General features: G+C 31.8%; 20 protein-coding genes. 11 read left to right on the top strand and 9 right to left on the bottom strand.

The features are described 5' to 3' along the window. Nucleotide 1: 1 nt before the first annotated feature. From ACREWB_RS07290 to hcp, 4 genes are all read right to left on the bottom strand, one after another. Nucleotides 2–259 carry an HPr family phosphocarrier protein gene (locus ACREWB_RS07290; RefSeq protein WP_431546803.1) on the bottom strand — a complete coding sequence of 86 codons (258 nt, stop codon included), beginning with the start codon at nucleotides 257–259 and terminating at the stop codon, nucleotides 2–4. Between the two features lie 13 nt (nucleotides 260–272). Further along, nucleotides 273–764, bottom strand: a complete 492-nt coding sequence (locus tag ACREWB_RS07285) for a PTS sugar transporter subunit IIA (RefSeq protein ID WP_431546802.1) — start codon at nucleotides 762–764, stop codon at nucleotides 273–275. Nucleotides 765–1,195: 431 nt separating this feature from the next. Then, a complete protein-coding gene (locus ACREWB_RS07280; protein ID WP_431546801.1) occupies nucleotides 1,196–1,339 on the bottom strand; it encodes a polynucleotide phosphorylase in 144 nt (47 codons plus the stop codon). A 76-nt stretch (nucleotides 1,340–1,415) separates the two neighbouring features. Continuing rightward, nucleotides 1,416–3,059 (bottom strand): hydroxylamine reductase, encoded by a 1,644-nt coding sequence (gene hcp / locus ACREWB_RS07275; RefSeq protein ID WP_431546800.1) that lies wholly within the window; start codon nucleotides 3,057–3,059, stop codon nucleotides 1,416–1,418. Between the two features lie 303 nt (nucleotides 3,060–3,362). Between hcp and ACREWB_RS07270 the strand changes: the two genes are divergently transcribed. Both ACREWB_RS07270 and ACREWB_RS07265 read left to right on the top strand, forming a co-directional pair. Further along, the gene (locus ACREWB_RS07270; protein ID WP_431546799.1) at nucleotides 3,363–5,492 is read left to right on the top strand and encodes a transporter substrate-binding domain-containing diguanylate cyclase; all 2,130 of its coding nucleotides are present in this window, start codon (nucleotides 3,363–3,365) and stop codon (nucleotides 5,490–5,492) included. Between the two features lie 158 nt (nucleotides 5,493–5,650). Then, a complete protein-coding gene (locus ACREWB_RS07265) occupies nucleotides 5,651–7,258 on the top strand; it encodes a Na/Pi cotransporter family protein (RefSeq protein WP_431546798.1) in 1,608 nt (535 codons plus the stop codon). Between the two features lie 35 nt (nucleotides 7,259–7,293). Here the strand turns inward: ACREWB_RS07265 and ACREWB_RS07260 are convergent, their stop codons facing one another. Then, on the bottom strand, nucleotides 7,294–8,028 hold the full coding sequence (locus ACREWB_RS07260) for a lysophospholipid acyltransferase family protein (protein WP_431546797.1): 735 nt from the start codon (nucleotides 8,026–8,028) through the stop codon (nucleotides 7,294–7,296). Between the two features lie 221 nt (nucleotides 8,029–8,249). Between ACREWB_RS07260 and ACREWB_RS07255 the strand changes: the two genes are divergently transcribed. The 3 genes from ACREWB_RS07255 (at nucleotide 8,250) to ACREWB_RS07245 (ending at nucleotide 11,038) form a co-directional block, all read left to right on the top strand. Further along, entirely contained in the window at nucleotides 8,250–8,759 is a 510-nt protein-coding gene (locus tag ACREWB_RS07255) for a YtxH domain-containing protein (RefSeq protein WP_431546796.1), read from the top strand. Nucleotides 8,760–8,790: 31 nt separating this feature from the next. Further along, entirely contained in the window at nucleotides 8,791–9,138 is a 348-nt protein-coding gene (locus ACREWB_RS07250) for a hypothetical protein (RefSeq protein ID WP_431546795.1), read from the top strand. A gap of 127 nt (nucleotides 9,139–9,265) precedes the next feature. Next, nucleotides 9,266–11,038, top strand: coding sequence for a M3 family oligoendopeptidase (locus tag ACREWB_RS07245; protein WP_431546794.1), 1,773 nt, complete (start codon nucleotides 9,266–9,268; stop codon nucleotides 11,036–11,038). An 82-nt stretch (nucleotides 11,039–11,120) separates the two neighbouring features. Here ACREWB_RS07245 and ACREWB_RS07240 read toward each other — a convergent pair whose 3' ends face one another. From ACREWB_RS07240 to ACREWB_RS07230, 3 genes are all read right to left on the bottom strand, one after another. Continuing rightward, complete coding sequence (locus ACREWB_RS07240) at nucleotides 11,121–12,446, bottom strand: replication-associated recombination protein A (protein ID WP_431546793.1); 1,326 nt, start codon at nucleotides 12,444–12,446, stop codon at nucleotides 11,121–11,123. Nucleotides 12,447–12,503: 57 nt separating this feature from the next. Further along, on the bottom strand, nucleotides 12,504–13,589 hold the full coding sequence (locus ACREWB_RS07235) for a toxic anion resistance protein (protein ID WP_431546792.1): 1,086 nt from the start codon (nucleotides 13,587–13,589) through the stop codon (nucleotides 12,504–12,506). 85 nt (nucleotides 13,590–13,674) lie between these two features. Beyond that, complete coding sequence (locus tag ACREWB_RS07230) at nucleotides 13,675–15,315, bottom strand: YceG family protein (RefSeq protein ID WP_431546791.1); 1,641 nt, start codon at nucleotides 15,313–15,315, stop codon at nucleotides 13,675–13,677. A 327-nt stretch (nucleotides 15,316–15,642) separates the two neighbouring features. Here ACREWB_RS07230 and rsxC point away from each other — a divergent pair, with 327 nt between their 5' ends. Genes rsxC through ACREWB_RS07200 form a run of 6 tightly spaced genes read left to right on the top strand, consistent with a single transcriptional unit; the run spans nucleotide 15,643 to nucleotide 20,626 of the window. Continuing rightward, complete coding sequence (gene rsxC / locus ACREWB_RS07225) at nucleotides 15,643–16,965, top strand: electron transport complex subunit RsxC (RefSeq protein ID WP_431546790.1); 1,323 nt, start codon at nucleotides 15,643–15,645, stop codon at nucleotides 16,963–16,965. Between the two features lie 15 nt (nucleotides 16,966–16,980). Then, entirely contained in the window at nucleotides 16,981–17,901 is a 921-nt protein-coding gene (locus ACREWB_RS07220; RefSeq protein WP_431546789.1) for an RnfABCDGE type electron transport complex subunit D, read from the top strand. After that, entirely contained in the window at nucleotides 17,902–18,474 is a 573-nt protein-coding gene (locus ACREWB_RS07215; protein ID WP_431546788.1) for an RnfABCDGE type electron transport complex subunit G, read from the top strand. It abuts the gene before it with no gap. Continuing rightward, entirely contained in the window at nucleotides 18,474–19,166 is a 693-nt protein-coding gene (rsxE, locus tag ACREWB_RS07210; protein WP_431546787.1) for an electron transport complex subunit RsxE, read from the top strand. Before ACREWB_RS07215 ends, rsxE begins: the two co-directional genes overlap by 1 nt. Before the next feature lie 35 nt (nucleotides 19,167–19,201). Then, the gene (locus tag ACREWB_RS07205) at nucleotides 19,202–19,786 is read left to right on the top strand and encodes an electron transport complex protein RnfA (RefSeq protein WP_431546786.1); all 585 of its coding nucleotides are present in this window, start codon (nucleotides 19,202–19,204) and stop codon (nucleotides 19,784–19,786) included. Further along, a complete protein-coding gene (locus tag ACREWB_RS07200; RefSeq protein ID WP_431546785.1) occupies nucleotides 19,787–20,626 on the top strand; it encodes an RnfABCDGE type electron transport complex subunit B in 840 nt (279 codons plus the stop codon). A 339-nt stretch (nucleotides 20,627–20,965) separates the two neighbouring features. Here ACREWB_RS07200 and ACREWB_RS07195 read toward each other — a convergent pair whose 3' ends face one another. Further along, entirely contained in the window at nucleotides 20,966–21,469 is a 504-nt protein-coding gene (locus ACREWB_RS07195) for a Gx transporter family protein (protein WP_431547160.1), read from the bottom strand. Nucleotides 21,470–21,492: the final 23 nt, after the last annotated feature.

Below are 21,492 nucleotides of genomic sequence, written 5' to 3'. Positions count from 1 at the left end.
TTTAAAGCCCTTGTTCAATAAGTTTTACCATAGCAACTGCTGCAGCTTCTTCATCAGCACCAGTAGCCTTTATTGTTATTTCATCGTCTTTAACAGCCCCCATAGACATTATAGAAACTATACTTTTTGAATTGTATTCATTTCCATCTTTTACTATAAGAACTTCTGATTTAAACTTAGAAGCCTCTTTAACTACCAATAATGCTGGTCTAGCGTGTATTCCGGTTTCACTTTTAACTATTGCTTTTTTTTGTATCATAATATAATCACTCCTATTTCTTTAGTTTTATTATTACTACATCATTAGCTTTATCTACATCCCCTAAATTAAATTCTACAGACTCCATACTATCGCTATCTGTAAGAATTAATGCACTTAAGTTAGATTTAGCTTTAGCTTTAATTAAGTCATTGTCAAAAGATACTAATTTATCTCCAGCCTTTACTTTTTGTGCCTTTTTAACAAATGTTTCAAAGCCCTCACCTTTCATCTCGACTGTATCAACACCAATGTGAAGTAGCATTTCTATTCCGTCTTTGGTCCTTAAAATCACAGCATGTTTTGTAGGGAATACTTGAACAATTTCACCATCAGCTGGTGAATATAATATTCCATCTGTAGATTCAAATCCTATTCCATTACCTAACATTTTTGTAGAGAATACTTCATCTGGTATTTCCGATATATCAAAACATCTCCCCACAACTGGAGATTTTAAGCTTATACCCTTATCTTGCTTATTTTTACTAAATAAACCAAACACATTCATCATCCTCCTCTATTTCTGGTGCCACCCCAATAAAATTGGGAAACCACCTGGCAAGTGGCATGTTGTAGCATAATCCACTAGAGTGTCAAAGTTAAAAACTTCTTTTAAAAAGATCCTTAAAACAAAAAACACGAACTAATAAGGTGCTTTAACATCACTTTATATGGTTCATGCCTGAGCTAGTCAGTAACACACCTAACATTATTAACTTTGTTTTTTAAATTTAGTTATAAGTTCACCAGGTTTTTTATACTTTATAATTAATACCTATATTAACATTATCGCTCTTACAGTTTAAGATACATTTGTAAATTATTCAAGAGTTTTTCAAAATAATTCTTTAATAATTTAGATATTAATACTTACTTTGTTATAAATTTCTATAATATAAATAAAACCCTGATATTTATCAGGGTTTTATTTAATCACTTTTTCATCACCATAAGATAATAGTCACACTTAAATTGATTATTAAAAGTTTGCTCTAATTCTTTTAATTTCTTTGTTTCTCCTTCTGATAAATTTGCGTAAGTTATATCATTAGATCCTTTTGAATGTTCCTTATCCATCAATCTCACCTCATAATTATTTTACCCACAAATATTATTTCTATGTAAAATTAACTAGGGTGATTATTTGAAATTTTTAATCCATAAACATTTTTATATCTTCTTCTACAGTTCCAATCCCAGCTATTCCAAAGTTTTTAACTAATACGTTAACCACATTTGGGGATAAAAATGCTGGTAATGTTGGTCCTAAGTGAATATCCTTAACACCGAGGTGTAATAACGCTAATAGTACTATTACAGCTTTTTGCTCATACCATGCGATATTATATGTTATTGGTAATTCATTAATGTCAGAAAGACCGAACACTTCTTGAAGTTTCATTGCAATAACTACTAATGAATATGAATCATTACATTGTCCTGCATCTAGAACTCTAGGAATTCCACCGATATCTCCAAGTTCTAATTTATTGTATCTATATTTTGCACAACCTGCTGTTAAAATAACTGTATCATTTGGTAATTCCTTTGCAAACTGCGTATAGTATTCACGGCCTTTCATTCTTCCATCACACCCAGCCATTACAAAGAATCTTTTGATTGCTCCTGTTTTTACAGCCTCTACAACTTTGTCAGCAAGTGCTATTACTTGGTTATGAGCAAAGCCTCCAACTATTTCTCCTCTTTCAATTTCAATTGGTGCACTACATTTTTTAGCATGCTCAATTATTTCTGAAAAATCTTTTGTCATTCCATCTTTTCTATCTGCTATGTGTTTAAGACCGTAAAATCCAGATGCTCCTGTAGTATAAACTCTCTCTTTATAAGAAGCCTTCGGAGGAGTGATACAATTTGTTGTCATTAGTATAGGCCCATTAAAGCTTTCAAACTCTGAATTTTGCTTCCACCATGCATTTCCATAATTACCTACAAGGTGATCATATTTCTTAAAAGCTGGATAATAGTTTGCAGGTAACATTTCGCTGTGAGTATATACATCTACTCCAGTGCCTTCTGTCTGCTTTAATAGCTCTTCCATATCCTTTAAATCATGTCCACTAATTAATATACCTGGGTTGTTTCGAACTCCAATATTAACCTTTGTAATCTCTGGATTACCATAAGTAGTAGTGTTAGCTTCATCTAATAGTGCCATAGCATCTACTCCATATTTACCGCACTCAAGTACTAGTGCAACTAATTCATCCACAGTTAGCTTGTCATTAGTGGTTTGTTCTAGGCCCTTTTGCATAAATGCATACAGGTCCTTGTTTTCATACTCTAATACATATGCATGTTCAACATAAGCTGCCATTCCTTTAATACCGTAAATTACTAGTTCTCTTAATGATCTTACATCTTCATTTTCTGTTTTAAGAACTCCCACATTTATGGATTTACTTTCAAATTCTTCTGAAGTACCTGTCCATGATGCACATTCTGGTAAATTTTCATCTATAACGCCACCTGCTTTTACTAGCTGAGCTTTAATTACTTCACGTAATTCTAATCCCTTTGTTATTGTATCTACAAATCTAGCTTTATCAAAATTTGCATTTGTTATCGTCATAAATAAACCATTTACAACAAATTTATTTACTTCTTCATTTTCTATCCCAAGTTCCCTTGCTTTTGTACTATAAATTGATATGCCTTTTAGAACATAAATTAATAAATCCTGCATATTAGCTACATCATCTGTTTTACCACAAACTCCTCTTACTGTACAACCTGTGCCCTTTGAAGCTTCTTGACATTGATAACAAAACATTCCCATTGTAATTCCTCCTAATTGTTTTTATTAATTAAATGGATCAATATAAACCTAAGTAAGTCAACATTTATTGTTGAACTATCTCTAGTATACTTTTGTACATGTTAAAAGTCGGTAACAAATGTTACCTAAATAATATTTGCACAATTTTTATTATATATATATTACAAAATATACACTTACTTTTATACCTAATCATTGTAAATATTTCAAATCTGTATTAAAATATATTATATATTACTATAAAAATTAAATATGTGTAACTTTGCCTACAATAGGCCTCAGTTACGAATAGGATGTGCTATGGTGAAAAACACAATTAAAATTATTATTTTCACTTATCTACTACTAATTTTAGGAAGCACTTTTGCCTATGGATCCATAGATACTTCACTAAAATTGACTGTGGAAGAAGAACAATGGTTACACAAAAATAAGGACAAAATTTTCACTTTAGGAATTAATCCAGGACTTGGTATGGAATACTTCATATATAAAGACCAAGAAAGAGGATATTTAATTCCGCTCATTGATCTTATAGAAAAAGATTTGGGAATAACTATTCAGCTTAAAACCTCAAAAAGTTGGGGAGAAGTATATTCTTCTCTTCACACTGGTAATATAGATATTCTTTTTGGAGCAAATGAAACACCTGAAAGAAAAAAAACAATGCTTTTTACTCAACCTATTTATAAGATCCCTTACGCACTTATCTCAAAGAAGGGAGGTTCCATTCATACTATAGGCGATATTGATAAAAAAACAGTGGGATTTATAAAAGATGATATTGTTATTGATATACTACCAACAATTTATAAAAATATAAAATATAAATCAAAATTCTATGCTTCTCAAGAAGAATGTATCGCAGCAATAAACAAAAATGAAATTGACGCTTTAATAACCTCTGGTGGACCTGTCGTTTTTGATTATATATACCGATTTCCAGAATTAAATTATGCATTCAAATTAAATAATATCACCTCTGACTTAACTTTTTCTACTAAAAAAAGCAATGAAATGTTATTTAATATACTCGAAAGTGAAATTAAACATTTAGAAGGAAATGTTCTTTCTAAAATCATTAGTGAAGCTGAAGTAGAATATAATTTAAAAATAATGAATCTCACCCCCGCTGAAATCAGTTGGCTTGAAAATGATGGCCAAGCAGTGGTAGGTATTACTAAAGATTACTTGCCCTTCGACTATTTTCATGCTGGAGAATATAAAGGGATAAGTGGACAGATAATAAATGAAATCTCTCTAAAAACTGGTATAGTATTTATTAATAAGTATGGTGAGTTTGATGAGTTAAATACGAAGTTAAAAAATGGTCAAGTAGATATTGTAAATATTGCTAAAACTGAGGATCGTTTAAAATATCTATTATACCCACAACCCTATAGTACTGAACGAGATATTATTGTGGGGAGAAAAGATAGTAAAGACGTTCTAGATATTTTTGGTTTAGAGGGAAAAAGAGTTGCCGTAATTAAAGGATTTTGGCATTATGAACATCTTATAAAAAACTTAACCTCTGTAAATATTATAGAGACCTCCTCAATTCAAGAATCTATGTTAATGGTACATAAAGGTAAAGCTGATTATTTAATTGAAAACCCCACAGTGGTTAGATATTACACAGAAGAGCTACAATTATTCGATTTAGTAGAAAAAGGGGCCACAAGTACTGATTCTTATTTGTACTATGGAATATCAAAAGAAAAACCAGAACTTTCCAGTATCATTGATAAGGTTATACCCATGTTGGATATAAATAATTTAAGAAGAAAAGGATATGACGAAGTCCCTCATGTAGCAAATAAAAACTATTTACAAAAGTTAATATTCACGATAATAGGACTCGGCACTATATTGATATTTGTAATCATATATGTAGTTAGACTAATTAAGGCTTTAATAAAAGAAAAATTCTCTTCTGAATTACTACGACAAAAGGAAGAATTACTCAATACTGATGCACTTACTAATCTCTATAATAGAAATTATTTCAGTTCTAAAATAATGGATACATTGGATTTTCTAGTTTATCCTCAAAGTTTTATAATTGGAGACATCAATAATTTAAAAATTACAAACGATAAATACGGCCACTTAATAGGAGACTTATTGTTAAAACATTTTGCAGACTTACTTAAAGAAAACTGCCCTACTGACTCATTATTGATTCGAATGGGTGGTGATGAATTTCTTGTTATTTTAGAAAATACAAATGAAGTAATTGCAACAGAAATCATGAAAGCCATAAAAATAGCTTTAACAAAGAACCCTATTATAATTTCAGAAAATGAAATTATAAATGTGACCACCGCATTTGGATACGCCACTCGTTACTCCGCAAATGAAACATTTGATGAGATGTTTAAGGCTGCGGATGATAGAATGTACCATGATAAAAAAACGTCTAAAACTTAGAAATGGAGTGCATAGTATGAAAGAACAACAGTACTGTTTATTAAGCTAATGTTTAAAAAAACTAAATAATCAACAAATTTTTTAATAAACTTAACAATAACTTAACATTGCTATGATAGAATATCATAGATATATTTCTTTTTAAAAGGAGAGTTAAAATGGATTATAAAATGATATTCGGACTTTTAGGTGGTTTAGGACTGTTTGTCTATGGAATGAAGCTAATGGGGGATGGTCTTCAAAAGGCTGCAGGTGAGAAACTAAAAAGATTGCTAGAAATCTTAACTAGCAATAAGTTTTTCGCAGTGCTTGTTGGTGCAGGGGTAACTGCAATTATTCAAAGTAGTAGCGCAACTACAGTAATGACTGTAGGTTTCGTAAATGCAGGGCTTATGAATTTATTTCAAGCCGCTGGGGTTATTATGGGGGCAAATATTGGCACTACAATGACTGCTCAACTTATAGCCTTTAAACTTTCAGATGTAGCACCCTTTATTCTTGCAATAGGTGCTGCCTTAGTTATATTTAGCAAGAAGAAGAAAACTAAAGACATTGGCGAAATTGTTTTAGGATTTGGTATACTATTTGTTGGTATGTCAATGATGGAAAACTCCATGAGACCTATAAGAGAATTAGAAGGCTTTAAAAACCTTATTTCATCTTTAGGCACCCATCCAGTAATGGGCGTTTTCGTCGGTCTTGCCATGACAGCTGTAGTTCAAAGTAGTAGTGCTACTATTGGTATTTTGATGGCACTTGCCGCAAATAATGGTATTTCACTCGCAGTTGCTCTTCCTATACTTTATGGTGATAATATAGGAACTTGTATTACAGCACTTCTTGCAAGTATTGGTACTACTAAAAATGCTAAGAGGGCCGCCCTAATACATGTAATTTTTAACGTAACAGGCACTATAATATTTATGCTTGCCTTCCCTTTAACTTTAAAAATCGTTCCACAATTTGGCGGGAATACGCAAAGACAAATTGCAAATGCTCATACAATGTTTAATTTTGCAAATGTATTTATTCAAGTTTGGTTTATAGGTATTTTAGTTAAGATTGTTAATAAATTGGTACCTGGTGAAGACGAAAAATCATCTGCTCTAATCCTTGAATACCTAGATATTAGGCTGCTTGAAACTCCTTCTATCGCAGTTGGCCAAGTTATTAAAGAAGTTAGTCGGATGGGAAGACTTGCCTCTGAGAATCTTTCTAATGCCATGGAGGCTTTCTTAACTTCTAATGAAGGTTTAATGAATACAGTTATTGAATATGAGGCTACAATAAATTATCTTGAAAGAGAAATAACTGGTTATATGGTTGCACTTTCAAACACTCCTCTGTCAGAACGTCAATCGGAGATTATTACATCCCTATATCATGTAGTAAATGATATAGAAAGAATTGGAGATCATGCTGAAAACTTAGGTGAGCTTGCTAAACTCAGGATGGATAAAAACCTTATATTTTCAGAAAAAGCAATATCTGATGTTACATATATGTTCGATACCGTAAAATATTGTGTAGATAATGCAATAGCAGCTTTAGAGAATTCAGACTTAGAAGCAGCACACAAAGCTATGGAAGTAGAGGATAAGATAGATATCATGGAAAAACAACTTAAAAATGATCATATAGCTCGATTAAATAAATTTCAATGTTCACCAACCGGTGGTTCCGTATATCTAGAACTATTAAGCAATCTTGAAAGAGTCGGGGACCATTCAAATAATATTGCACAAATGGTTGTTCACACAAAATAATTTTTAATTAAAAAACATTAGAGCATAGTGCGACCCTAAGCTCTAATGTTTTTTAATTTACATATATTATTTAATTCCTCTTCTATTATGTCTTGTACATATTGCGCTAAATCTTGCTGCTCTTCTTTGCATAGTGTACTTACGTAAATAGGTTTATGTATAACCATTTTCACTTTGTTCCCGGTTACCTTTCTCCCTACTTCTAATACATTATAAGTACCATCTATGGTTATAGGAACAATCGCAACCTTAGATTTTGTTGCTAGTCTCATACTCCCTTTTTTAAAAGGGTTCATTTTAGATTTGAGGCTTCTTGTGCCTTCCGGAAAAATCATAATAGAATATCCACTATTTATCTTTTCTACTGCTTCCTCAATAGTTTTAATTGATTGTCTAGGGTTCTTCCTATCTATATAAATAGATCCTATTGATTTTAACCAGCAACCAACTAATGGTATTTTTCGTATTTCCTTTTTAGCAATAAATCCAAAAGGTTTATCTATATATGCCACCAATGCGAATCCATCAAAAATTGCTTGATGATTTGCTACAAAAACACAATTCTCCACCGGTATATTTTCTATACCGCTAACTTCCATCCTAGTCTTAGTCACCTTCAAAACATATTTAGCAATGTTTTGTGCTCTTTTATAGGCATATATTTTAGACTCTTTAGGTGATTTTCTCCCCATGTACTTGATTTTAATTAATCTCAGAGATGATATACCTAAATAAATTGAAAAATATAAATACCATAATAATTTTGTCATGAATTTTCCCCCATATAATTTAACTTATAATTAAACTTGCATTATAATTTTAACAAACATTATAAAAAATTGATATATTTTTATAGCATTTTGTACCTCAATAGAACTTCCATAATAAACCAAACATTGACAATTACTCATATATTGTGTATAATTACGTTATCTATTACAAAGATATTGATAGATAATAAAAGTTTTTATCTTTTAAGGAGGAAAAAATTATGATACTTACAGATTATTTTAAAAAACGCAAAAAAGAAAAACAAAGAATATTAAAAATTAAAACAGCAAAAAAGGTACTTGTTGGTACTGCTGCTGGAAGTCTTAGTGGACTACTTGGAGGATTACTTTTTTCACCTAAATCTGGTAAAGAAAATAGAAAAGCTATTGTAAATACATCGAAAGATATTACAAATAATGTTAAAGAAAAATCTATAGAACTTAAAGAATCTATAGACAATAAAGTTTCTGATACTAAAGATAATGTAATTGACGCAAAAAGCAAAATTAAAGAAAAAAGCGCACAACTTAAGGAAACTATAGACAACAAAGTTTCTGGTGCTAAAGAAAATGTAACAGATGCTAAAGTAAAAATTTCTGAATACTTAAATGAAAAAAGAGGATCAAAAGTAGCTAACGAAACAAATGATGTTGTAAATGCAACAGACTCTGAAGATGCAATTGACATTGTAGTACAAGCAGACCTTACTGAAAAGAAAGCAAAGAAATAATCAAATTTATGAAAGAATAGTGGTGGTATAAATGGGAATGTATATAGATTTTAAAGTATTAGGAATAGGTTTATTAATTTTCCTAGGTATAATACTTTTAATTGTACTGATAGTGGGATTATTAAAGCTTATTAAAACTATAACAACTGTAAATTCAATTATTAAAAAAAATAAAGAAAATATTGATGAGGCATTAGATGTTTTGCCAAAAACATTTAAAAATTTATATGAGGTAACTGACAATATAAAAGATGTTACTGACGTAGTAGTTCAAACAACTGCCACTGCCGTTGGCGCCACAGAATCACTAGAAAGATATTTAGTATACATAGTAGATATCTTAAATATTATAAAAAAAATATTTTCAAATAAAAAGTAGGGGATTGTTCTCCTGCTTTTTTTACCCTTAATTTAAACATACAATAATACTATTATTTATTAATATGATATCTAAAACGTGGTATAATATATACAATATATAATATTTTGTAAATGGAGGTGTTGGTATGGATATGAAATGGAGTTTAAATGAGCTCTATACATCCTTTGATAGTAATGAATTTAAAGAGGACATGATTTCTTTTGAAAATTCTATAGAACACATAAAAAAGTGGACTATAAAAAATTGTGGTGATTCTAAGGACCCACAAACAAAAATTGAAAATTATATTAAGTTTGAGAATGAATTTAATGACCTTACAAACAAATTATATAATTATGCAGAGTTATCTTTAAGCGTCAATACGAAAGATGAAACTTCCAATAAGATTTCTGAAAAACTATCCACTAAACTTTCAGAGCTAGCTAAACCCTATACTGTTTTTTCAAAATGGCTAAATTCAATTTCAGATTTAGAAGCTCTAATTGAAGAATCAGAGCTTATGAAAGCGCATAGTTATTATCTATTGGATTTAGCTCTAAATGCTAAATATTTGCTTAGCGATTCTGAAGAAGAACTCATAGCTAAAATGAAAAATAGTGGATCAAATGCCTGGTCTAAACTTCAAAACACACTAACATCAACACTGCTAGTGTCTATTGTTATAAATGGCGAGGATAAGATGCTCCCTCTATCTATGGTTAGAAATATGGCCTATGATAAAGATAGTAAAGTCAGAAAAAATGCTTATGAAGCTGAACTTAAAGCTTATGATTCAATTGCTGAATCCTCGGCTGCATCATTAAACGGTATCAAAGGAGAAGTTATTACACTTAGCACTCTTAAGGGATATGAATCTCCACTGCATAGCACTCTTTTAAATTCAAGAATGGATAAAGAGACTCTAGATGCTATGTTAAGTGCCATGATGGAAAGCCTTCCTTCTTTCCATAAATATTTTAAGAAGAAAGCAGAACTATTAGGACATCCTTCTGGTCTTCCGTTTTACGATTTATTTGCACCCATTGGTGACGCCAATATGAACTTTTCTTATGAAGATGCAAGAAAATTCATAGTTAAAAATTTTGCTACCTTTAGTGGCAATCTTGCAAATTTCGCTGATTATGCTTTTTCTAATAACTGGATTGATGCTGAGCCAAGAGTTGGTAAATTAGGCGGTGCTTTCTGTTCTAATTTACATAGCATTAAAGAAAGCAGAATACTATCTAACTTCACAGGGAGTTTTAACGATGTTTCAACACTTGCACACGAGCTAGGTCATGGCTATCACGGTCTATGTTTAGCAGAGGAATCTGCACTTAATAGTGATTACCCTATGCCTATTGCAGAAACTGCTTCAATTTTTTGTGAAACAATAATTAGTAATGCAGCTTTAAAAAACGCTTCTGAGAAAGAAGCCTTTGCAATTCTTGAAAGTGATATATCTGGAAGTGCGCAAGTCATTGTAGATATTTTAAGCCGTTATTTATTTGAAACTGAACTGTTTAAACGAAGAGAAGATAGTTCTGTGCCAGTACAGGAATTAAAAGAAATCATGTTAGATTCACAAAAAAAAGCTTATGGAGAAGGTCTAGATCATAATTTTTTACATCCATACATGTGGATGTGTAAACCTCATTACTATGATGCTTCCAGTAATTTTTACAACTTTCCTTATGCCTTTGGTCTACTATTTTCTAAAGGACTTTATGCTGAATATTTAAAAAGAGGAGAATCATTTGTAAATGATTATAATACCCTACTTTCTGCTACTGGAAAAAATAATTTAGTACAAGTGGCAAAAATGATGAATGTAGATATTCACTCTATAGATTTTTGGAGAAGTTCACTAAATCTTATTTGTGAAGATATAGAAAAATTTGTGAATATGTCTAACTAGTGTTAACTAGTTAGAACTAGTGTTAACTAGTTCTATAAAAAAAGCAGGTAATATAAACATATGTTTATATTACCTGCTTTTTTTATTTTGATTTCTGTCTCAGTATCTTAAGTCTCTCTTTAATTTTCTTTTCATATCCATTGTCACATGACTTATAATATTCACTGCCCATAAGTTCGCTTGGCAAATACTGCTGTTTTACATAATTGCCCTCATAATCATGAGGGTATAAATACCCTATTCCATGTCCTAATTTTTTTGCTCCACTATAACTACTATCCCTTAAATGTGCAGGTACACTTCCTATATTTTTTTGTTCTATATCTTTAAGTGCCTTGTTAATAGCCATATAAGATGCATTACTTTTAGGGGCGCAGGCTATATAAATTACTGCCTGTGCTAAAATAATTCTAGCTTCTGGCATACCTACAAACCTAACCGCCTCCGCTGCATTATTTGCTATAACGATAGCCATAGGATCTGCATTACCAACATCCTCTGATGCAGATATTACAATTCTCCTAGCAATAAATTTTGGATCCTCACCAGCATATATCATTCTAGCAAGGTAATGAATCGAAGCATCAGGGTCAGAGCCTCTCATACTTTTTATAAACCCTGAAATTACATCATAATGTTCATCTCTATTTTTATCATATTTTATATGCTTTTGTTGAAGACACTCCCGAACAACATCCATTGTTATGTTTATCTTACCATCTACGTCTCTATCCGTAGTAAGTACAGATAATTCCAAGGCATTAAGCGCACGTCTTGCATCACCATTTGCCATATTTGCAAGGTAGCTTATAGCTTCCCCCTCCATATAGATATTAGTGTTTCCAAATCCTACATCTTTATCTTCTAATGCTCTTAAAATAATCTTTTTGATATGTTCTTCCCTTAAAGGCTCCAATTTAAAAAGCATAGACCTAGATATTAATGCATTATTAACCTCAAAATATGGATTTTCTGTAGTTGCCCCAATTAAAACTATTGTTCCCTTCTCTACAAAGGGTAGAAGTGCATCCTGTTGAGCTTTATTAAATCTATGAATTTCGTCTATAAATAATATAGTTTTAATATTGTACATTCCTAAATTATTTTTAGCCTCCGCTACTACTTGGCGTAATTCTTTAAGCCCATCTGTAACTGCATTTAGTCTAACAAAATCTGATTTTGTTGATTTTGCAATAACTTTAGCCAAGCTAGTTTTACCTGTACCTGGTGGACCATAAAGTAATAATGAGGTTATCTTATCTGCAATAATAGCTCGCCATAAAAGCTTTCCCTTACCTAGAATATGCTCTTGCCCTACATAGTCTTCTAATCTTTCAGGCTTTAACCTCTCAGCCAAGGGTGCATCCATGCGCAAATTTTTTTCTTGCTGTAATTCAAATAAATCCATTTAATCACCTTATGTCTTTCATTTTGTTTTCCTTATTCCATTATAATTCATGGTCTATTAACCTAGTGATTTCTGCTTTAGTTTATCTGTCATCTCATGCAATTTTATTATTCCAGCTTCTCTTAATCTCTTGTTTTCATCTTCAATAGACTTTGTTTCCTCTATGCCTTGCATAATAGTATTCCACGTTTTTTCTAGTGTTTCGATTTTCACACTTGTTCCTCCAGCGAGTTTAGCTATATCAACACTTTGACTTCTTATATTTTCAGCATTTTTCATAAGTAGTTCATTAGTTGTTCTATCAAGTTCAGCTAGTGAATCAGATACTAATTTCTGCTTCTTTAAAGCAATTGCTTGAATTATTCCATTTTTAAATACAGGTATTGTTATTATAAAAGCAGAATGAACTTTAGATATTAACTTGTAATTTCCTCTTTGAATCATTTTAATTTGAGGAGCAGTTTGTAATGATACCATCTTTGCCATTTCCAAATCATAAATTCTTTGTTTAAGCATTTCAATAGTAGCTTTAGCATTTTCATAATTTATTACATTTATTTGTTCTCCATTATTTGCTAGAGCCTGAAGTTTAGGAAGATCTTCAGTTTCATTTTTTTCAACCACCATATTTCCTGCAGCAATATATTTCTCAAGTTCTCCATAATACTCAAAATTTTGATTGTACAAGTTTTCAAGTGACAAATTAGAATTGTTTATCTCTGCTTTATAACTACTAAGTTGAGTATAAATTTTATCTATCTCTCCTCCAATGGTCTTATACTTGCCCAACATTTTTTCTATAGCCTGACTTGGTTTACTAAAAAGCTTTGCAAAGAATCCAGTTTTGGCCTCTTCAAAATCTTGCTTGTCAAATTTTTTCATTATGCTAGTAAGTTCTTTTATCATAACACCTGAATTTTCTACACTGCTAGATTTAATAGAATTTAATATTTGATCTGCAAATTTAGATATTTGCTGGGCCGGCTCATTTCCAAATTCTAATACTGCGTTTGCATCCTTTATATTTATATTAGATGCAATTTGTCTCACTTGTGGTGATACTTTAAGCTGATTACTTATGCTTTTAGCCTTTTGTTCAACATTCTCATCTTCAATTACTAGTATTCCATTATCTTTTTCCATATTTATCGCTCCTTTTATCTGTTTTCATAATTTATTTTTCAGATTTTTATACTATAGCACAAAAATCAATATTAACTTTCAAAAATCAATTACTGAATAAGCCTTCAAAAAAACCTTTTTTCTTCTTCACATGTTCCCTGAACTGTAGTTTAAAAGTAACATCTTCTAGTCTATGAATATCATAACACTCAGGATAAATAAAATTTTCTATATCGTTATATCCGGATGGATTATAGATAATTATATCTATTGCCATAGCATTCATAAATGTAAGCATTATACAATCTTCAAAAGATAAGTTGCCGTTTTCTTCATTGTTATAAACTATTATTTTAGGAACCTCTTCAGGGTAATCATACGCTTGTAAAAGTTCAAGTATTTCTATATCTAGATTTATAAGCACTGAGAAAATATCCACTTGTAAATCTCTTGAATCTTCCTGTTCAACATTTATTATTACAGGACTTAAGCATAATTCTTTTATTTTCTGGGCAATATTTTTTTGAAGTCCAGACCTTAAATCCTTATACTTCCACCAAGGTGAATTAATCATTTCAGAAGTATCAAATTGCGAGAAAATATTATTAGGGTATATCTGATTGAATTTTCCATATTCCAAATGCACTGCATCCATTATAGGTAGTCTTTTATAAAATTTAGTGAATTTTTGAGTTGTAACCTCACTAATTTCCTTAAAATATAAATCAATATTCTCGTGGGTACCGCAAATTTTAGAAAACATATTGGGTATAACTATTGTTGAACCTTTAACTTTAAAACCTTCTCTTATAGATCCATTTTCCTTCATCCATATATATATTTCTTCGTAGGTAGTATGAAGCGTTACACACTGCAGGTTATAGTCAGCAAACTGCCAAGGCCTATAAAAACCAGATTCATCTGTAAAGAGCGTTCTATTAAGTTCTTCCTTAGCACTAAAAGCCGTAGTCTTAATTCTATCTTCTATTTTAGTAGGAAAAGGTTTTATCTCTCCTGTGCTGTCATAGACAATTTCCTTAGAAAAAGCATTATACTTATCTATTTCATGGAAGGCTCCAGAATTATTAGGGTTAAAGTATAAAACATCACACCCCAAAGTTGATAATAGTATCAAATAAAACACTTCAGTTTTTGAAATATTTCCATAAAATACTATTTTGGGATTATTACTTCTGTAATCGAATTTTTCAAACAATTCTGCTGAATAAATATTAATCCAATGAATTATATAATTTATAATAATTTTAATATCACTACTCTTTACTCCGTCATTACTTTTAATATAATACTCAGTAAGACCCTTTAGATTATTTTTAATTTGCTTAAGTAAAACTTTGTTTGATAAATTGGGGAAAAGTCCATTATCGCTTATTGAATTTACAATTAATGCCATATCTATAATTTCCAAATGTGCTGTTTTAGTCCAAATATCATTTAACTTATCCTGCAAACTTATGCTAATGTTTTTATCCAAACCTTCATGGAATCTTTTATAACATGCTCCTATTTTCTTTAGTTCACTATCTAATTTATAAAGGGTTTGATAGTAATCATCCTTATTGCTTTTTATACCTATAAACCTGTAAAAGTAACATGGAATAAACACAACATTAGAATTGTACTGAAACTTATTTCTTTTATAAACCTGTGTTTTTAAACTTGTTATAATATCTTCATTAATACTTAAATTAACACTGTGAATCTCCAAATTATTCAAACCCTGCACTTCCATATCCACCTTACCTTCTTAAATAGTTTTTATTGTAAATATAGTTTTTACATCAAATATAAGTATACCATATTATTCACACATTTTTCATTATAATATAGTGATAAATACCCATTTTTTAATAAAATTATTGAATTGTTAGAATAGTACAACATTATTTCCCAGCTACTTTTTTCATAAAAAGCATACTTTTATACGCCCAAATGGTGTAATATATATATCATAGTTCACTTTATATTTAATTTAATAAAACTTTATAATATATTGTAATAATAGGTATAATTTTGTTCTATAATTATTAATTCAAGTACAAGGAGGTTTATTATGGGACTTTTGACTTTCAAAAAAGGTATTCACCCTAATGATAGAAAAGACTTAAGTATGCACAAAGCAATTCAAGATTTGCTTCCAAAGGGCAACTTAGTATTTCCTATGGTACAACATATAGGAGCACCTTGCGACCCTCTAGTAAAAAAAGGTGACAGAGTACTACTCGGACAAAAGATAGGTGAATCTAAAGCCTTTGTATCCGCACCAATATATTCAAGTGTATCTGGAACTGTTAAAGACGTTGCGCCGAGACTACATACTAATGGAACCATGGTAATGTGTGTTATTGTGGAAAACGATAACATTTATGAAGAAGTACTTACGAGCGTTCCCCACCCCGATTATGAAAAGCTATCTAAAAATGAACTAGTAGCTATCATTAAAGATGCTGGTATCGTTGGTATGGGTGGAGCAGGTTTTCCAACTCATATTAAGCTTACTCCTCCAGCGGATAAAGTAATCGACAGTATTATAATAAATGCTGCTGAGTGCGAACCTTATTTAACCTGTGATTACAGAATGCTACTAGAAAAAACCAATGAAATCGCAGAGGGCTTAAAAATTATTCTTCAAATGTTCCCTGGTGTAAAGGGATATATTGCGATAGAAAATAATAAACCAGAAGCAATTGCCGCTATGGAAAAAGCCACAGCAAACATGAAGAATGTACAAGTTACTACAATGGTTACAAAGTACCCTCAAGGTGCAGAAAAACAATTGATTTATGCCATTACTGGTAGAGAGTTGCCTTCTGGTAAGCTTCCTGCAGATGTTTCATGCATAGTACAAAATGTTGATACTGTATATGAGATATATAATGCTGTAGTAAACGGCAAACCCCTTACAGAGCGAGTTTTAACAGTAACTGGCGAAGCAATTAAAGAGCCACTGAATTTAAGAGTAAAATTCGGAACTTCTATAAGTGAAATTATCGATGCTGCCGGTGGATTCAAAGAGGATCCTGTTAAGGTAATTTCCGGTGGACCTATGATGGGAATGGCACTAAGTTCTTTAGATATTCCAGTAATTAAGGGAACTTCTGGTATACTTTGTTTAACTAAAAATCAAGCTAAACTAGAAGAAGAATCTAGTTGCATAAGATGTGGAAAATGCATGAGTGTTTGTCCTATGTTTTTAAATCCTACAAAACTTAGCTCTTTAGTTTTAAGAGGAGATTACGAAAATTTTGAAAAACTACATGGTATGGATTGTATTGAGTGTGCTTGTTGCTCTTTTGCATGCCCAGCAAAACGTCATTTAACTCAAACTTGCCGTGAAGGTAAGAGAACAATAAATATTAATAGAAGAAAAAAATAGATAGAGGTGACTTATATGTATACAGTATCTTCATCCCCACACATTAAATCAAATGACTCTGTGCAGGGCATAATGGGAGACGTAATAATAGCATTAATACCTGCTACCCTTGCCGGAATATATTTCTTTGGAATACAAGCATTTTTAGTTACATTGATTTCTGTAATATCATGTGTTGCTGGAGAAGCTCTATGGCAAAAACTTACTCACAGAAAACTTACAATTGGAGATCTCAGTGCTGTCGTAACTGGCTTATTACTTGCTTTTAACTTGCCAGCTGCAGTTCCACTTTGGCTTCCAGCTGTGGGAGGATTTTTTGCAATAATTGTTGTAAAACAATTTTTCGGTGGAATAGGCCAAAATATAATGAATCCAGCTTTGGCTGCAAGAGCATTTTTACTTACCTCTTGGCCAGTACATATGACTAATTTTACTGTTGATGGCGTTTCATCTGCTACAGCGCTTGGAATACTTAAAAGTGGTGCTGGCGAATTGCCCAGCTTAATGAGCAATTTCATTGGTAATCAAGCTGGCTGTATTGGTGAAACATCTGTACTTGCACTTCTAATTGGTGCAGCATATTTACTATACAAAAAAATAATAAGTTGGCATATACCAGTAGCATATATTGGTTCAGTATTCATTTTAACTTTCATATTTGGTAGAGACGGTTTAATGACTGGAAGTGCATTATATGAAATCCTTTCTGGTGGACTTATTCTCGGTGCTTTCTATATGGCAACTGATTATACAACTTCACCAATGGCAAAAAGTGGACAACTTATATTTGGTATTGGATGTGGTGTGTTAACTACAATAATCCGTATATATGGTGGTTATGCTGAAGGCGTATCTTACGCAATACTCATAATGAGCTTATTTGTTCCATTTATTGATAAGTTTACTGCTCTACGTATTTTTGGGGAGGTGAAATAATTGAAAGAAAATATTAAATTAGGTTTAATTTTACTTTTAATTACAGGAATTGCAGGATTTTTACTAGGTGGTGCCTATGAAATAACAAAAGGCCCTATAGCTGATAAGGTTCTTTCCGATAAACAAACTGCTATGAAAGAAATATTACCTGCCGCTGATAAGTTTGAGACATCAGATGTAGATACTAAAGATAATGAAGAAATTTCTGAAGTTAATACAGGCCTTAAGGGTACTGACATAGCTGGATATGCTATTAAAGTTGTAGCCAAAGGCTACGGTGGACCAATAGAAATCATGGTTGGACTATCAAATGACGGAAAAGTTACTGGCATTAAAATTCTGGCTCACACTGAAACTCCCGGTCTTGGTGCTAATGCTCCAGAACCTGAATTTTCCGATCAATTTATGGAAAAACCTACAGAAGAGAACTTAGAAGTTATAAAAATATCTCCTTCAAAGGAAAATCAAATACAAGCTATTACAGGCGCTACTATTACCTCAAAAGCCGTAACACTTGGTGTTAACAATGCTATTAATTTTTATAACTCTTCATTGAAAGGAGATACGAAATAATGAGCACATTTTCTGAAAGAATAAGAAATGGTATAATAACAGAAAATCCAATATTTGTACAAGTTTTAGCCATGTGTCCAACTTTAGCTGTAACTAGTAGTGTGAAAAATGGTCTAGGTATGGGACTAGCATCTACAGTTGTTTTAATTGGTTCTAACTTAATTATTTCACTATTAAGAAAAGTAATCCCAGATAAAATTCGTATACCAGCTTATATCACAGTAATAGCTACTTTTGTTACATTAATACAATTTTTATTACAAGGTTATGTTCCAGCTTTATACAAATCACTAGGAATATTTATTCCACTAATAGTTGTTAACTGTGTAATACTTGGAAGAGCAGAATCCTATGCATCAAAAAACAAAGCATTCCCTTCGATTTATGATGCTATAGGAATGGGCCTTGGTTTTACAATAGCCTTAGCTATTCTAGGTGCTATAAGAGAATTACTAGGTGCTGGTTCACTACTTGGATTTAAAGTATTTGGAAACTCCTTTGAACCTGCTATAATTATGGTATTAGCACCTGGTGCTTTTATTACCGTTGGTATATTAATGGCACTATTAAATCAAAAGGCAATTAATGAAACAAATAAAGTTAATAATAAAATTGCACATTTTCATGAATTCAATGAAGAAACTGGTGAATGTGGCGGTTGCGGATCTTGTTCTCATGGTTGTAAAAAATAATATGACTTTAGTAATATTAAGAAAGGTGGATTAAAATGAGACTTTTTTCGATTTTTATAAGTGCATTTTTAGTAAATAACTTTGTTTTAGCTAAATTCCTTGGAATATGTTCTTTTCTAGGAGTTTCTAAAAAAACTGAAACTGCAAAAGGTATGGGACTAGCAGTTATCTTTGTTATGATTTTAGCGTCATTTATGACTTTCATAGTTTACAGAATTTTAACTTTTTTCAACATAACTTATTTATCAACTCTAGCCTTCGTTCTAGTTATTGCAGCTCTCGTGCAATTTGTTGAGATGGTTATCAAAAAAACACAACCAAGCCTTTACAAAGCGCTTGGAATATTTCTTCCCTTAATAACAACTAACTGTGCTGTTCTTGGTATGGCAGTTATAAACATAGGTGAGGGTTATAACCTAATAGAATCTATGGTTAATGCACTTGGAGCTTCTTTTGGATTTATGCTTGCTATTGTTCTTCTATCAGGCTTAAGAGAAAGAATGGAAGAGAACGATAATATGCCGCTAGCTTTCAAGGGTCTGCCTATTTCACTAATAACAGCTGGACTTATGGCTATAGCATTCTTAGGCTTTAGTGGTCTGAAATTGGGGGGTATTTAAATGGATTTAAGTAGTTTAATTTACCCAGTACTCACTATTGGTGGTATGGGACTTATATTTGGAGTGGTACTTGGTTATGCTAATAAAAAGTTCCATGTACCCGTTGATCCAAAAATACCACTAGTTAGAGCAGCACTGCCTAGCGCAAATTGCGGTGCATGCGGATATCCCGGTTGTGATGCTTATGCTGCAGCTGTAGTTGAGGGCGATGCAACCCTTAATTTATGTTCAGTAGGTGGAAGTACTGTTGCGGAAGCAATAGGAGAAATAATGGGTGTATCTGTTGAAACAGAGAATCCACAAGTTGCCTTTGTTAAATGTAAAGGAACTTGCACTGTTGCAAAAGAAAAATATATATATGATGGAATTATGGATTGTCGCCAAGCAGTTATTGCTCCTGGTGGTGGTTCTAAAGCTTGTAGTGATGGTTGTCTAGGCCTTGCAAGCTGTGTAAGAGCTTGTGATTTCAATGCCCTCCACATCATTGATGGTGTGGCTGTTGTTTATAAGGATAACTGTGTAGCTTGTGGAGCCTGTGTTAAGATCTGTCCTAAGAATCTAATAGAGATGGTTCCAGCGTCACAAGAAGTTCTTATAGAATGTAACTCTAAATCAAAAGGTAAATCTGTTAAAGATAATTGCTCAGTTGGATGTATTGCTTGCGGAATGTGTGCAAGAGTTTGTCCTGAGGGAGCAATTACAATGATTAACAATTTAGCTGTAATAGATTTTGAGAAATGTACAATGTGCGGACTATGTGCTTCTAAGTGTCCTACAAAAGCAATCTCAAAACCTCTAAAAGATCGTGTAAACATGAGCGAAACTGCAACAAGTAAATAGAGAAAATTAAAAGAAGATACTAAGATTAATAATCTTAGTATCTTCTTTTAATTTTCTCTATTTTTTCTTTTCTTTCTCATCTCCAAATAATAATAGGATAGGAAATTTTCCCGCAGTGCCTTGCAATAAGAAACGAAAAAACATTGAAATTCCATTTAGAAATTCTTCTTTTGCGAATATAAAATCCTCGTAAGCCTTCCAGGACGGAAGGCTAGCGAACCTGAGCCAGGAAGGCGAATGTGAGTGATAGAGGATTTTCTATTCGCAAAAGATTAGAATTTCTTGATGGAATTTAACGTTTCGAGTTCTTTTGCAAGACACGTCGGTAAATTCGCTATCCTATTTTAATATCGCTATTTTTTCTAATCTAGTTTTTAATATACTAGCTAGTATTCCTATAAAATACCCAGTAACAATAGCCGCAACTAGAAGCACTGGTAAATATACATATATCCTTAAATCATTAAGTATGAAGGCAGCTACCAGTAGCTGGCCTACATTATGAAACACTGCTCCACATACGCTTATTATAGGTATACTTAAGTAATTTTTAAAATACTTATAAAGTAATATCATTACCATATTACTTAGAAGTCCACCTGCAATGCTGAACATAAATGCTGACATACTTCCTCCAAAAATAGAACCTAATATGGTTCTTAAAACCATTATTAAAAGTGCTTCTTTCCATCCTAGTATAAGTAACGCTACTAAGGATATAGAATTAGCAAGCCCTAATTTTATTCCCGGAAATAGCACTGGAATCTGGGCCTCAATTAAATAAATAACCAGGGCCATTGCCACTAATATACTAAGTAAAACCATTTTTTTAGTCTTATTCATATTTCCACCTGCATCTTTTTTCA

The sequence above is a fragment of the Clostridium sp. genome (assembly GCF_050717635.1).
Taxonomy (GTDB): domain Bacteria; phylum Bacillota; class Clostridia; order Clostridiales; family Clostridiaceae; genus Clostridium_AD.
The sequence above is the reverse complement of the archived record's forward strand: the minus strand, read 5'-3'. Positions and strand labels throughout refer to the sequence as shown.